14 protein-coding genes are annotated in these 14,247 nt (G+C 59.9%); 12 read left to right on the forward strand and 2 right to left on the reverse strand.

Annotated features, from left to right (window positions below; translation table 11 throughout):
* Positions 1–45: 45 nt before the first annotated feature.
* Complete coding sequence (locus BS629_RS00200; RefSeq protein ID WP_077987915.1) at positions 46–999, reverse strand: sugar phosphate isomerase/epimerase family protein; 954 nt, start codon at positions 997–999, stop codon at positions 46–48.
* A gap of 221 nt (positions 1,000–1,220) precedes the next feature.
* On the opposite strand from BS629_RS00200, the gene BS629_RS00205 reads away from it, so the two are divergent.
* The 12 genes from BS629_RS00205 (at position 1,221) to BS629_RS00255 (ending at position 13,127) form a co-directional block, all read left to right on the forward strand.
* Complete coding sequence (locus BS629_RS00205; protein ID WP_026188808.1) at positions 1,221–2,291, forward strand: LacI family DNA-binding transcriptional regulator; 1,071 nt, start codon at positions 1,221–1,223, stop codon at positions 2,289–2,291.
* Between the two features lie 236 nt (positions 2,292–2,527).
* Positions 2,528–4,402 carry an adenylate/guanylate cyclase domain-containing protein gene (locus BS629_RS00210; RefSeq protein WP_018246894.1) on the forward strand — a complete coding sequence of 625 codons (1,875 nt, stop codon included), beginning with the start codon at positions 2,528–2,530 and terminating at the stop codon, positions 4,400–4,402.
* Between the two features lie 115 nt (positions 4,403–4,517).
* Positions 4,518–5,849, forward strand: coding sequence for a gluzincin family metallopeptidase (locus tag BS629_RS00215; RefSeq protein WP_018246893.1), 1,332 nt, complete (start codon positions 4,518–4,520; stop codon positions 5,847–5,849).
* Between the two features lie 8 nt (positions 5,850–5,857).
* Positions 5,858–6,463 carry a hypothetical protein gene (locus tag BS629_RS00220; protein ID WP_018246892.1) on the forward strand — a complete coding sequence of 202 codons (606 nt, stop codon included), beginning with the start codon at positions 5,858–5,860 and terminating at the stop codon, positions 6,461–6,463.
* 31 nt (positions 6,464–6,494) lie between these two features.
* Positions 6,495–6,869, forward strand: coding sequence for a hypothetical protein (locus tag BS629_RS37945; RefSeq protein WP_131586931.1), 375 nt, complete (start codon positions 6,495–6,497; stop codon positions 6,867–6,869).
* A gap of 233 nt (positions 6,870–7,102) precedes the next feature.
* Positions 7,103–7,546 carry an acetyl-CoA carboxylase biotin carboxyl carrier protein gene (locus BS629_RS00225; RefSeq protein ID WP_018246891.1) on the forward strand — a complete coding sequence of 148 codons (444 nt, stop codon included), beginning with the start codon at positions 7,103–7,105 and terminating at the stop codon, positions 7,544–7,546.
* Entirely contained in the window at positions 7,546–8,931 is a 1,386-nt protein-coding gene (gene accC, locus BS629_RS00230; protein ID WP_018246890.1) for an acetyl-CoA carboxylase biotin carboxylase subunit, read from the forward strand. The genes BS629_RS00225 and accC overlap by 1 nt, the downstream gene beginning before the upstream one ends.
* Positions 8,928–9,362: an acetyl-CoA carboxylase biotin carboxyl carrier protein gene (locus BS629_RS00235; RefSeq protein ID WP_018246889.1), complete on the forward strand. Its 435-nt coding sequence runs from the start codon at positions 8,928–8,930 to the stop codon at positions 9,360–9,362. Before accC ends, BS629_RS00235 begins: the two co-directional genes overlap by 4 nt.
* Positions 9,359–10,066, forward strand: a complete 708-nt coding sequence (gene pxpB, locus BS629_RS00240; RefSeq protein ID WP_018246888.1) for a 5-oxoprolinase subunit PxpB — start codon at positions 9,359–9,361, stop codon at positions 10,064–10,066. Before BS629_RS00235 ends, pxpB begins: the two co-directional genes overlap by 4 nt.
* Positions 10,063–11,058 (forward strand): 5-oxoprolinase subunit C family protein, encoded by a 996-nt coding sequence (locus BS629_RS00245; RefSeq protein ID WP_018246887.1) that lies wholly within the window; start codon positions 10,063–10,065, stop codon positions 11,056–11,058. Before pxpB ends, BS629_RS00245 begins: the two co-directional genes overlap by 4 nt.
* Before the next feature lie 37 nt (positions 11,059–11,095).
* On the forward strand, positions 11,096–11,863 hold the full coding sequence (locus BS629_RS00250; RefSeq protein WP_018246886.1) for a 5-oxoprolinase subunit PxpA: 768 nt from the start codon (positions 11,096–11,098) through the stop codon (positions 11,861–11,863).
* Positions 11,864–11,924: 61 nt separating this feature from the next.
* A complete protein-coding gene (locus BS629_RS00255) occupies positions 11,925–13,127 on the forward strand; it encodes a pyridoxal phosphate-dependent aminotransferase (RefSeq protein ID WP_018246885.1) in 1,203 nt (400 codons plus the stop codon).
* Positions 13,128–13,146: 19 nt separating this feature from the next.
* Here BS629_RS00255 and nac read toward each other — a convergent pair whose 3' ends face one another.
* Positions 13,147–14,106: a nitrogen assimilation transcriptional regulator NAC gene (gene nac, locus BS629_RS00260; protein WP_018246884.1), complete on the reverse strand. Its 960-nt coding sequence runs from the start codon at positions 14,104–14,106 to the stop codon at positions 13,147–13,149.
* Positions 14,107–14,247 lie beyond the last annotated feature (141 nt).

Raw genomic sequence — 14,247 nt, forward strand, 5'->3', positions numbered from 1 at the left:
GAAAATGCCCTCTTTGCGGGGCGTTTGTTGTTTTAGGGATGACTGTCAGCGATAGATCGGCAGGAGCGCCTGCCGGACGAGGGTGAGCCCGTTGGCGATGTCGCGGACGGGATCCGGCGCGGCATCGAGTTCGAGGATCGCCCAGCCTTCATAGGCCCGGTCGCGCAGCAGCCGGATCCAGGCCGGCCAGTCGACCCGTCCGAGGCCGAAGCTGCAGAAATAGGGCTGGTGGCGTTCATGGATGTGCTTGTCGATCGGGGTGTCGGCGGGCAGCGGGCCGCGCGCATCCTTCCAGTGGGCGATGATCATGCGCTCGTGATGGCGATCGACGAGCTGGACGGGATCGGAGCCGGCCACGATGATGTGGGCGGTATCCGGGCACATGTGCACATAGGCTGGGTCGGTGAGAAGCATCATCAGATCGACGTCGCGCGCGGCGGCAAAGATCGAGTGCGCCTCGGTGTGCAGCGCCAGCCGTACGCCCCTGGCATAGAGGGTCGCGCCGAGCCGGTTCAGAAAATCGGCGATCACCTTGGCGCGATCGAAATCATGGAACTGCACCGGCTGGGCGCCGAGCGTCTGGCGTAAGGGCGCGCCGATCACCATGATGTCGCTGCCGCAGGCTTTCAGGAAGTCGGCATATCGTTCCGCCTTGTCGATCAGCGCGCGCTGGGCCTCGGGCTCGGCGAAGTCGCCGGCCGCCTCAAGTTCCGCGAAGAAGCCGCTGCACAGCGTCAGACCGCGTCTTGCCAGCTCGGCCGCGAAGGCATCGACGGATCCATAGGTCTTGATCGCGTCCTGCCAGTTGAAGGGAGAGAAGGTCAGCTCGACGCCGGTAACGCCGGAGGCCTGGACGCCGTCGAGGATCTTGTCCCAGAAGGCGCGCGGCGCGGCGCGTGCATAGTCGACGATCGCGTCATGGCTATCGACGTCCCAAAAGCCGGGATGGAAGAATGTCACGAGATCGACGCCGAAGCGCAGCCTGTCGTCAGCAGCCATAATCACTCCCTTTTCAAGGCATGACCTATCCGTTTGCGGAAGGCCCGTTCCGCATTCATAAGTCGTAGAATTTTCAATGCATTAGCGTATGGCAATCGTTTGCCATGATTAGATAATAGCCAAGCTGTTTTTTTACGCAAGCGGTTTTTGGCAAACGTTTGCTATAAGCTGCCACTTGTCTTAGAGTTGCAAACAAAAGCATCCCGGAGAAAGAAAGAACCGTGAACAAAAACAAGGATGTAGTCGGGGAGGATCAATCAGGCGCGTTGATGGCCGATGTCGCGCGGCTCGCCGGCGTTGCGATATCGACAGTGAGCCGGGCGCTCGCCAATCCCGGACGGGTCAACGAAAAGACGCGCGCCAAGATCAATGCCGCAGCCAGGCAACTGGGCTACACCCCGAACGCGATGGCGCGCGGTCTCAGGGTCGGCAAATCCAATATCATCATGATCATTCTGCCGGGATCGCTCTACTATGGCGCTTCCCAGGTCATTCCGCAGGTGCTGCAGAGTATCAATAAATCGCTGATCCAGGGCGGCTACAACCTGATGATCGCCAACCTCGACCGCGACGAGATTTCCGAACGGCACATTCTCGACCTCGCCTTCGGCGGCAGCGTGCGCGGGGCCATCATCCTGTCGTCGAAGCTTCCGGAGGTTGACGGACGCTCGCTGGCCAATTCCGGCCTGCCGATCGTGTCGATGCTGCTCGACATGAGCGATGCCGGCCTGCAGAGCGTCGTTACGAACGACCGCGAGGCCGTGCGCGACGTCACGGCCGAACTGATCCGACTGGGTCATCGACGGTTCTTCTATCTTGCGGGGCCTGAAGGCAACTATCACGATGTCGAGCGTTACGGCGGCGTCCTCGAGGCGCTCGAGGCGGCAGGATTGTCCGAGGACTTGGTGCATCGCTCGGGTGGTCATCTCGATTATCAGCACGGCTTCGACATTGGTGTCCAGGCGGCGGATGATTTCGCCGAGTTGACCGAGAAACCGACAGCCGTCATCGCGACCAGCGATGACATGGCCATTTCATTTGTCAGCCGTATCCAACGGACGGGCCTAAGTATTCCCGGTGATGTGTCCGTCGTCTCTTTCGACGGCTCCCCCGTCTGCGAATTTTGCTCTCCGCCACTCTCGACGATCAAGCAGCCGGTGGAAGAGATGGGGCGCGCCGCGGTGGATCTCCTCTTCGACGCCATTGGCCAGAGGCAGAATACGGCGACGGTTCGTACCGTCATCCGCAGCAGCCTGATCTTGCGGGAGAGCATCGCTGCTCCGAAGAACTGACGGAGCCGGCCGCGGCGAGGGGATTACCCTCGACATCAATCAAAACCCGCCGCTTGATCCTCGGTACTTCGATCTCTTGTCGGTCGACGCCATTACAGCCCTACAGTGTTTAGCGTAAACTGTTGGTTTGGCGACAGAGGGATATTTTAGTTGTCAGTAATACAATCATCCGGCAACATGATCGGCTAACTTCTAGAATTGAGTAATATTGCCACCAGCACGTTGGGGAGACGGGCATGTGTGCAGAGCTTGTCGAGCGCCGATTGGCGGCTATCCTGGCCGCCGATGTGGTAGGCTACAGCCGTCTCCTGGAAGCCAACGAAGAGGAGACGCTTAACGCCCTTCGTCAGCATCGCCGCGAGCTCTTCGATCCCGCTGTCGCGACCCACGGCGGGCGTATAATCAAGGTGATGGGCGACGGTTTCCTGGTCGAGTTCGGCAGCGTGCTCAGTGCTGCACGATGCGCAGTCGAAATCCAGCGCGGCATGCTGGAGCGCAACATGGGGATTCCAGCGGACAGGCACTTTGCGTTTCGAATAGGCTTGAATCTGGGTGACATCGTCTTCGATGCGGATGACTTTCATGGGGACGGCATTAATGTGGCGGTCCGGCTACAAGCCCTTGCAGATCCTGGCGGCATTGCCTGTTCGGCGGCTGTGCGCCACGAAGTCGGAAACAAGCTCGGCCTCGATTTCGCGGACCAGGGCGCCAAGACCGTCAAAAACATTTCCCGCCCGGTCCATGTCTATTTTGCCGATTGGGGCAATGTCGCCTCCGGTGAGGAGGTGCCGCTTGCCGCAAGCGGGCACACGCGCGCACCCGTCAACAAGCCATCGGTTGCAATCCTGCCATTTGCCAACATCAGCGACGATCCCGCCCAGGAGTTTTTCAGCGACGGCATCACTGAGGATATCATCACTGACCTCTCGAACGTTTCAGGCCTGTTTGTACTGAGCCGCAACACCGTCTTCACATGGAAAGGCCGCAGCGAGAACCTGCAGCGCATCGCCAGGGAACTCGGCGTTGCCTATATCGTAGAGGGCAGCGTCCGCAAGGCCGGCAACCATGTGAGGATCAATGCTGAATTGATCGACGCAGCCAGCGATGGCCATGTGTGGGCGGCGCGTTACGACCGCGACCTCACCGACATCTTCGAAGTGCAGGACGAGATCACAAAGGCGATCGTCGAGCAACTAAAGGTCAAGCTACTCCCGGAGGAAAAGAAGGCAATCGAGCAGGCGCCGACAGAGAGCGTTGAAGCTTATACGCACTTCCTCAGGGGGCGCGAGTACTATCACATTGCCTCGCGCTCAAACCATCTCATGGCCAGACAGAGTTTCGCGAGAGCTATCGAATTGGATCCGGACTATGCCCGCGCCTATGCGGGCGTCGCGGTTTGCGATGCGCGTCTGCGGTCCCAGTTCGGCGTACAGATCCCGGTGAAGGACATTCTTGCCAACACCGCAATGGCGCTCGCTATTGATCCTAATCTGGCAGAGGCACACGCGGCCAAAGGGTTTGCGTTGGCCGTCGCCGGCAATCGCGCTGAAGCCGTTTCCGCATTCGAGCAGGCTTTATCGCTCGACGCCGATTGCCACGAGGCGAACCGGTATTATGCCGAATTTTGCGTCACCGACGGTCAGTTCGAGCTGGCGGCCACCTACTTTCAGCGTGCAATGGAAATCAAGCCTGCCGATTATGGTGCGCCGACCATGCTTGTGCACGTCTTTCGTTCACTCGGGCAAACAGACAAGGCCAATAGTTATGCTTGGATCGCGTTGAAAAAGGCGGAGGAAGAATTGCGGCTACATCCGGAGAATGCCAATGTTGCCTGTCTTGGAGCAACCGTGCTCGCCTTTCTCGGTGTCCGCGATCGGGCACTGGAGTGGCTGGCCCGCTCACTGGCGACTGATCCCAACGACATAAACATTCAGTACAACGCCGCCTGCACTTATGCGCTGCTTGGCGAGATTGACCGAGCGATCGAGGTACTGGAAGCCTGGATGCCTCAGGTCGGCGCCGAGATGCGGCTGTGGTTCAAGAACGATTCCGACCTCGATTCCATTCGCAGTCACCCGCGCTATTCGAGATTGGTTGAACTGTCTGAATAACGCCTCGTACATTTGGCAGGCTGGCGCTAGTACTATTTCATTACTTGCTAAAATTCTCGCGAGCGCCGAAGGTCAACTTAAACTGGCATCATAAAAGTCTTTTGAGGGGAAGCGGATGAGCACCCGGTTCAGACTTTTTGTACAGCCTCCATTTGAAGATGCTCGGTCCAGTCCCGAGATTGTCGAAGTGTCGTCTCCGCTGGGTAGCCTGACAGCTGGTCCGGCCGACGATCTCATGTTCGTTGTAGAGCCGGTCGGCAAGACCGGTCCTTACGGTGTGAACCGCGGACCGCTCGGAACGCCGTACATGTATCTGCCGCCCTGGACCGGGAAAATCCTTCAGCCGGCCAACCCCGATGGGTGCGGCAATTTCGACTATCTTCGACCTTCAATGGCTGGCTTCGAAGCCGCGCATGTTTTTGGTTGCGTGCGATTCACACTGGATGTGTGGGAGCGCTATCTCGGCCAGCCGCTCACCTGGCATTTTCGCGATCATTATGACCGTCTGGAAATCTCGATCCTGCCGCGATGGGACAACGCTCAATACGGCTATGGTTTCCTCGAAATTGGGAGCCAGTTCGAAAACGACGGGCGCGTCCTTCCCTTCAGCCTGGATTTCGACGTCATCGCTCATGAGGTGGGGCACGCGATCATCTTCAGCGTACTGGGTGTGCCGCGCCCGGGAACCGAGTACCCCGAATATCTTGGCTTCCAAGAGGCCTTCTCCGACTGCGTGTCGCTGATCGCGGCCATGCATTTTCCGTCCGTGATCGACAATGTTCTCGCGGAGACGCGCGGTAACCTTTACCGGGCAAATCGCCTGGCGCGCTTCTCGGAATTTTCGCCGCATCGCCAGATACGGTCGGCAAACAACAAACGGACGATGGCCGACTTCGCACATGGGTGGAAGGACGAGCATGAACTCTCGCAACCGCTCACCGGCGCGATATTCGATATACTCGTCGATATCTTTCACGAGAGCCTGGTGGCGCGAGGCCTTATCTCACGGGCTGTCGAAGATCTCTCCGATATTGCCGAATTTGATCCGGCTGCCGAGGCACCCGTGCAGCACGCTTTCGACCGCGCTTTCGCGCGGAACTCAGATGGTTTTGTCGAAGCACTGCTCGACGCACGCGATATCGTCGGGATGTATCTGGCGGAAACCTTGTGGGCTCTCGCTCCCGATTTTCTGGACTACGGCGATGTCGCGAGGACGGTGCTGGCGATCGATCGGGACGAAAGCAACGGCCAATTCGCAAGGATTATCAGCAGGAACTTCACGCGACGGGCGATCGGCGAGTTGCACGCCGGCGCGCACCTCAAAGGCGGCGAGCATCGCAGCCATGTCCTTTCTGCGCGGACATTGCTGCCGATAGATTATCTAGAGCTTCCGAGGATGAGTTATCGCGAAAAAGTTCTGCTGTCGAGATTAAGCATCGGTCAATAATCAGGTAGATGGAGGCAGACGTGGCAGACAATGAAACCTTGCTCGGCATATCGGCGATACATCTATTCGGGCGCCCGCTTAGCGATCTGATCCTTAGAGGCGGCCCCATTTATCAGGGTCTAAGCGTACCAATAGCAGGAAGAAACAATTTCCTGAGGGACCAGCTTGGTTCAGACGACGCGGTTATGGCGCGAATTTTTGCTTTCTCATTCGAAGGAACATTCGTTGAACTTGGTCGACCAGTGATCTTCGTTGTCCACGGCCCCGGGGCCGACCCCGACGATCCACCCCCAAGGAACGTGGCAGGTGATATCGAGTACGACAGATTGTCTCGGTCCCCTGGTTCGAGTGCGCGAACCGGTCTTGGTTCCCAAATCGGAGCTCTTGCTAAGGACATGAGGGTCTGGATTTACGACAAGAGCGATGTCTCAATGAGGCTCGATGCCGAAACCGGAACCTTTGAGCAAATTCTGCTGTCGGTCGAGGTTTCTGCTGATCCCCGAGGGATGACGAGCGGCGCAATGTCCAGATCGGGCGGTGCCCTGTCCCGCTCTGGTGGCGTGATGTCAAGATCAGGCGGGTTCATTCCGCGCAGATCTGGCGACAACGATTGATCTGAATATAGGACGGACTAGGGAGGACAACATGTCTACCGCAACCCCAAAAGTTACAATCGAGCGCCTGGAGCCTGAGACTGTAGTTGCTCCACTACTAGTTCGAACGCCTTTCAAAATTATGGGCTCCGGCCTAAGCAATAAATTATATATATATATATCTACTCAACCAAACGGCAGTGATGATGTTTCGAACCCAAATGGTGTCATTGATGAAACGGTCTATAAAATTAAGATTTTTAGGGATTCTTCTGCCTCGAGTACAGACAGGATACTATCATTAATTGTTAAGCCGGAGCTTGATGCTGGCCCATTCAAGCCGGAAACAGAATTTTTTGTTGCCATAAAACTGGATGATGTGAATGGTAAGTTTGAAGCTGCGTTAAAAACATTCAAGCTTGCCTGACTTCGAGATCGCTTTGTCGATTACTGGTTGAGGTCCACCGGCCTTGAGCGCCGTCCAGCGCTTGCGGTCGTCTGGCGACCTGCAACGGATAGGCACGCGATAGAACGCGGATGCACTCCATCAAAACTTCGTCTGACCCCATCAATCGACGCGTCGTGCTACGAAAATCACAACGCCGGGCGATCTGAAACTTCAGATCTGCGCGGTGGAATTCTGAAATTCAGAGCACGCACATGGACCTCTCGAAGATCAAGACGCTGATCGACTTTGTCGGACGATCGAATATTAGCGAGCTGACCGTGACGGAAAAGGACGTGACGGTTCGGATTTTCCGTACGTCGCAGGGTCAGGAGGCTGCTGCCCAGCCCACGCAAAAGGCAGGATCGACGACGAACTTTGGCCATGATGCCGTCTCCCATGCGTCTTCGAGCGTCGAGAAAACCTCCTATGCGGTGAAGGCGCCCGTCTTCGGCGTTCTGCACCGGACCCCGGCGCCAGGGGAGCCGCCATTCGTCGCAATCGGTGACCAGGTGGAGGAGGGGCAGACCCTTTTCATCATCGAGGCAATGAAGGTCTTCAACACAATCGCCGCGCCGCGGTCAGGGCGCATTACGCACCTCACCAAAATCGACGACGGCGAGGTCGAGACCGGCGATCTGCTGGCGGAGATTGCCTGATGCCGGAAACGCCTGAACAATCCGCGGCCGGCCGCTTCGATACCGTTCTGATCGCCAATCGTGGCGAGATCGCAGTCCGGATCCAGCGCGCCTGCCGCGAGCTCGGCCTGAAGACGATCGCCATTTGCTCCGAGGCCGACAGGCAAGCGCCTTACGGCAAGACCGCAGACAGTTTTCTGTGCATCGGCCCGTCGACCGCCGCCAAGAGCTACCTCAATCAGGATGCCATCCTTCTGGCGGCGCGTCTTGCCGGTGCGGGCGCCATTCATCCCGGTTACGGTTTTCTGTCGGAGAACGCTGCCTTCGCCGACGCTGTTGAAAAGGCGGGGCTGATCTTCATCGGTCCGACCACCTCCTCGATTGCGACCATGGGCGACAAGATCTCGGCAAAGCGAGCGATGATGACGGCCGGCGTGCCCTGCGTTCCCGGTCCGGACACCGCGCTGCCCGACGATCCCGCCACGATCGAGCGCATAGCGCTGGAAATCGGATATCCTGTCATCATCAAGGCGGCCGGCGGCGGCGGCGGACGCGGCATGCGCGTCGTGCCAAAGGCTGATGTGTTGCATGAAGCAATCGCTCTGACACGAGAAGAGGCCCGCAAGGCCTTCGGCTCACCCTCGCTCTACATGGAGAAATTCCTCCAGCATCCGCGTCACATCGAGATCCAGGTTGTTTGCGACGATCACGGCAATGCCGTGTGGCTGGGACACCGGGATTGCTCGATGCAGCGCCGCCATCAGAAAGTGGTGGAGGAGGCGCCGGCGCCGGGAATCGCGCCCGACATCATCCAATCGGTCGGCCTGGCTTGCGTGCAGGCCTGCCTCCAGATCGGCTACCGGGGCGTCGGAACCTTCGAATTCCTTTATGAGGACGGCGCTTTCTATTTCATCGAGATGAACACGCGACTTCAGGTCGAGCATCCCGTCACCGAAATGACGAGCGGCGTCGATATCGTCCAGGCGCAGATAAGGGCAGCTCAGGGTCACGTTCTGAATCTCAACCAAGGCGATGTAACATGCGAAGGCCATTCCTTCGAATGCCGTATCAACGCCGAGGATCCGGAAACCTTCCTGCCATCGGCGGGTGTCGTCACCCATCTGGCTTTGCCCGTCGGGCCGGGCATTCGCGTCGATACGCATATTCATGCCGGCTACAAGGTCTCGCCCTATTACGATTCGCTGATCGCCAAGCTGATCGTGCATGCGCCGACGCGGGCGGAAGCAATGACAAGAATGCGCGAAGCGCTTGCCGGCACTGAGGTCGAAGGGATTTCCACCAATATCCCCTTCCTGCGCGCCCTGTTCGAGGACGGCGCATTCGCGCGCGGCGAGACGGACATTCACTATCTCGAACAATGGCTGAAGCTGCGGAGGGCGGCATGAGCGCGATCGATTTCAGCGATCCGGCGACCATCGCATTGCTCACCGAGGCGCTGATGGCCGCCGGCGTGGACGGTCTTGAAATCTCCCGGCCGGACGGACAGCTTCGCATCGTCGTCGCTGGAAAAGACGGTGCCCGGATCAGCCCGCCCGAAGCGACGCCCCATGCTCCTGGTTTGGCTCCCGGCTCCGCATCGGTCGTTGTGAAGGCGCCGATGGCCGGCCGCTTCCATGTCGAGCATCCCGCCTCCGCCGCGCCGCAAGATCTGCCGCGCTCCGTATCCGAAGCGGATATCGTCGGCTTTGTCGGGGTAGGGCACACCCTGCTTCCCCTTCGCGCCAGCCGTTCCGGTGTTTTGACTAGGCTGCTCGCAGAACCCGGCGCACCGGTCGGCTTCGGTGATCCTCTGTTCGAAATCGAGCTCCAGTCATGATCGTCACGACGAACAGACATGCATCGCAACGCGAGATCGTTCCGGTCACCAAAAACCTGGCGCGGGTTTCCTCGATCGGCGCCAGATCCTTCCTGCTCGAGGCGCCAGGCGACTTCGACCTTATCGCGCAGCGGCGGATCTGGGCTCTGTCCCAGACTGTGAAAGGTTGGACGGACCTTGCGGAAAACATCCCGGGCATGACCAATCTGCTGGTGATCTTCAAGGAGACCCCCGAAGATCCCGATGCGGTGGTCGCCCGGCTGCTGGAGGCATGGGAGAATGCCCGTAGCATCGATCTCAAGGGCAAGACCATCGAGATCCCCGTCCAATATGGCGGCGAACATGCGACGGATCTTCCAGCCCTTTGCGATCTCTCAGGCTTGAGCGACCGCGAGGTCGTCCGCATCCATCATGAAGCGACCTACCGTGTGTTCGCCTTGGGCAGCGCTCCCGGTTTCGGTTATCTGCATGGTCTCGATCCGCGCATCTACATGCCGCGAAAGACCGTGCCCTCGCTGAAAATGCCGAAGGGCTGCGTGACCATCGGCGGCATGCAGACCGGCGTCGCCATGCTCACAGGTCCGAATGGCTGGAACTCCATTGGCTTCGCGACGCTTGAGATGTTCGACCCCACGTCACCGACCCCCGCGATGATGGCGCCGGGAGATACGGTGCGGTTCCTGCCGGCAGGGATTGAGCTATGATCGAGATCTTGGAAAGCGGCCCGTTCAATACAGTGCAGGATCTTGGCCGCCCCGGCTATCGCGACATCGGCGTATCGGCGAGCGGCGCGATGGATCCGCTTGCGGTCCGGATCGGCAACATTCTCGTCGGTAATGACGAAGATGCCGCCGCGATAGAGGTGCAGACGTTCCCGTTCAGCCTGCGTTTCGAGCGGCGCGTCGTCTTTGCCGCTACCGGTGCCGACGGCAATCCCGATCTGGATGGATCGGAACTGCTTCCCTGGTGCGCCTATCTCGCGGAGCCCGGACAGGTTCTCGGACTGAAACAGCCCCCGCGGCTTGCACGCTCCTATGTTGCGCTCGGAGGCGGGCTGGATATCCCAGTTGTCATGGGCTCGCAAAGCACATCGCTCCGCGGTGGCTTTGGTGGCAATGCCGGCCGGCCCCTGGCGAAGGGCGATCGGATCGCGGTCGGCGAGGACGCAGAGATGGTCATGTTGCCGGCCTCTGGTCTCGCCGTCGTCGAACCGGCCGTGGCGCTGCGCGATGTCTTCCCGGCCACTGTCGACGGCGTTTTGCCGATCCGCGCCCTGCCGGCCGGCGAGCATGATCTTTTCGCCGGAGATGGCGAAGCCTTCTGGAGCCAGACCTGGAGGATTTCCTCCCGAAGCGACCGGACGGGCTACCGCCTGTCCGGCGAGCCGATCACGCCGACGGCGTCCATCGAAATGCGCTCCCACGGTGTCGTGCCCGGCGTAATCCAGGTTCCGCCCGGCGGCGAACCTATCGTGCAGATGAGCGATGCCAACACCGCCGGCGGATATCCGAAGATCGCCGGCGTGATCGAATGCGATCTCTGGCGGCTCGGCCAAGCCCGCATCGGCGCCCGCCTGAAATTCGTTCGCTCGACGCATGCGGAGGCGCGCACGGTGGAACAGGCTGTCGCCCGCTATGTCGAAGACGTCAGGCAGACATCCCGAATGGTCAAGCGCGCCTTGAAGGCGATGGCCTAATGCGTGTCGCCCAACAGGCCGTCAAAAGGAGGAACTGATGAAGATCGATCTGAATTCCGACATGGGCGAAGGATTTGGTCCCTACCGGCTGTGCGATGACGAAGCGATGATGAAACTCGTCTCGTCGGCCAACATCGCCTGCGGTTTCCATGGCGGCGACCCGGAGATCATGGGGCGAATGGTCCGGCTTGCGAAGCTGAACGGCGTCGGCATCGGCGCGCATCCCGGTTTGCCTGATCGGCTCGGCTTCGGCCGGCGCGAAATACCGTTTCCGGCAGACGAGCTTCGCCAGCAGATGCTCTATCAGTTGGGGGCTCTAATGGCGATCGCCAAAGCCGAGGGTGTCACTGTCTCTCATATCAGCTTCCACGCGGCGATGGGCAATATGGTCAATCGCGATCCTGCGCTGGCCGATCTGATGATGGATGCGATCGCCACGGTGGACGCGGGTCTCGTCGTCTTCGTCACCCATGGCAGCGAGATTCAGCAGGCGGCCAAACGCGCACGTTTGAAGACGTTGGCGCTTTTCCTTGCCGACCGGGCCTATGACGCCGGCGGGAAACTCGTCGTGCGCGGGCTGCCGGGGGCCGTCATCAAGGACGAAGCCGCAGTGCGTGCACGTGTGCGGCAATTCCTCCTCGAAGGAACCGTCGAGACAATCGACGCAGCCGTGATCGCGATGCCGGCCCGCTCCATTCTCGTCCACAGCGACACGCCAGGGGCCTTGGAGCTTGCCGGCATCGTGCGCGGCGAAATCGAAGCCACGGGTGCCGCGCTCGCGCCTGCCGTCGAACTGGCCGACTGACGCAATCCCGATCGCCCGCGGGCGATCTCCCGTTCCCATCTCTCATCGAAGGACCAAGTCGATGTCCGTCATCGCTGACCGCCTGAAAAACGTCTCCATATCCGCATCCGCCGCCATGACCCAGCGCGCCAGGGAACTCGCCGCCAAGGGAATCAAGGTCGTCAGCCTCTCGTCCGGCGAGCCGGATTTCCCCACTCCGGCCCGCGCGATTGAGGCGGCTCATGCGGCCGCTCTTGCCGGCGATACGAAATATCCTCCGATGGACGGGACGCCGGCACTGAAGGCCGCCATCATCAGGAAGTTCAAACGGGACAATAATCTCGACTATGATGCCAGCCAGATCGTGGTGTCGGGTGGCGGCAAGCAGGTGATCTTCAACGCCATGCTGGCAACCTGCAACCCGGGCGACGAGGTCGTCATTCCCACGCCCTCCTGGGTCAGCTATGCCGATATCGTCAAATTCGCCGGCGGCGTCCCGGTCGCTGTCCCCTGCCACGAGCAGGCCGGCTTCAAGCTGCGTCCGGAAGATCTGGAGGCAGCGATCACGCCGCGCACCAAATGGCTCTTCCTGAATTTCCCGAACAATCCGACCGGAGCCGCCTGCTCCAGGGCGGAGATGGCCGCCATCGCCGAGGTCATGCTGCGACATCCCAATGTCTGGATCATGACCGACGATATCTACGAACACCTGGTCTATGACGACTTCCAGTTCTGCACGATCGCGGAAGTCGAGCCCAGGCTCTATGATCGCGTCCTGACGATGAACGGCGTCTCCAAGGCTTACGCAATGACAGGCTGGCGGCTCGGCTTTTGCGCCGGGCCGAAAGACCTGATCTCCGCCGTCAGCAACGTCAACGGCCAGAATGGCGGCGGCATCGCGACGCTGACGCAGGCTGCGGCGACCGCGGCGCTCGACGGTCCTCAGGATCTCTTGAAGGAGCGGGCCGCGATCTACAAGGAAAGACGCGACTTCGTCCTCGACAGATTGTCGGAGGTGGAAGGGCTGCGCTGCCATAGGCCCGAAGGCGCCTTCTACATCTACCCCAATATCTCCGGGCTGATCGGCAAGACCAGCAAGGGCGGTCGAAAGATCGACACCGACGTCGATTTCGTCATGGCGCTTGTCGACGAGCATCATGTCGCGACCGTGCAAGGGGCGGCTTACGGAATGAGCCCCTTTTTCCGGATTTCCTACGCCACGAGCATGGAAAAGCTCGGCGAGGGATGCGCCCGCATAGCTCAATTCTGCAAGGATATGCGCTGATCGGCGTCGCGCCTCTGGTTTAGCTTTTCAGCCGCGCCGTCAACTCGAGAAGGATGTCTCTGACGGCGAGGGCCGGTTCCGACAAGGGATTCTGGTCGGAAACGCACAGCGACAGTGTTTCTTCGATCCGCGGCGAGACGAGCCGGCAGATCAGCGGCTCACTCGATTCCGATACGATACGGTCGGCGATGGCTTTCGGCATGATCGTGGCGCCGAGGCCGCTGCCGACCGCACGGGCCAGAGTGCGGACGATTTCGACTTCCGCCACGACCTTCAGATTGGTGCGGGTGCGGGTGAAGGCGGTGTCGACTGCGCGGCGGACGAAATTGTAGGCCGGCGGCAACAGCAGTGGTATTCCGTCGAGAGCATTGAGCGGAACGGGTTTCGCATCCGCTTCGATCGCAAAGTCCCGATGCGCGACAAGGAAAAACTCTTCGCTCAGGATCGGCTCGAACCGGACGCCCTTGATCGGTCCGGTTCCATGGAGAAGCGCCATCTCCAACCGGCCGTTCATGATCATCTGGCTATAGGTCTGGCCGACGCTTTCGGTCAGGTGCAGCAGAATACCGGGATGTCGTTTGCGGGTCTCCGCCAGGAGGTCGACCGACAGCGTGGCCGCACTGCTGAACGGCACGAGGCCGACGGACACACGGCCGGCAAGCGAATTGCCGGCTGCCGATGCATCCGCTTGCGCCTGCTCCATCTGCCGAAGGATAATCTGCGCATGGCGATACACTGCATGCCCTGCATCGGTCATGCTGACACCCTGCTGGCTGCGGATCAGCAGCTTGTGGCCGAAATGCTCCTCCAGTGCCGCAAGCTGCTGACTGAGGGCCGGCTGGGCGATATGCAGAAGGTCCGCCGCTCGCGTGATGCTGCCGCTGTCGACGATCACGATGAAAGATTTGAGGCGTCTGATGTCCATGAGGATCGGGCTACCGTTCTGATCTGCGCGGCTTACATGTTTGCAGACGCGCATTGCTTTTGCAACGCGACGCGGTCGCTGGCAGCCCGAGGCAGGGATACTGCGAGGTGATGCTGGGACCACCTCTTTCTCTTCTTCCAGCAGCCCTCCCGGCTCCATAACCGTTGCTTATTGCTCCAGAGATAATCGGTCTTA

Source organism: Rhizobium leguminosarum bv. viciae USDA 2370 (genome assembly GCF_002008365.1).
Lineage (GTDB): Bacteria > Pseudomonadota > Alphaproteobacteria > Rhizobiales > Rhizobiaceae > Rhizobium > Rhizobium leguminosarum.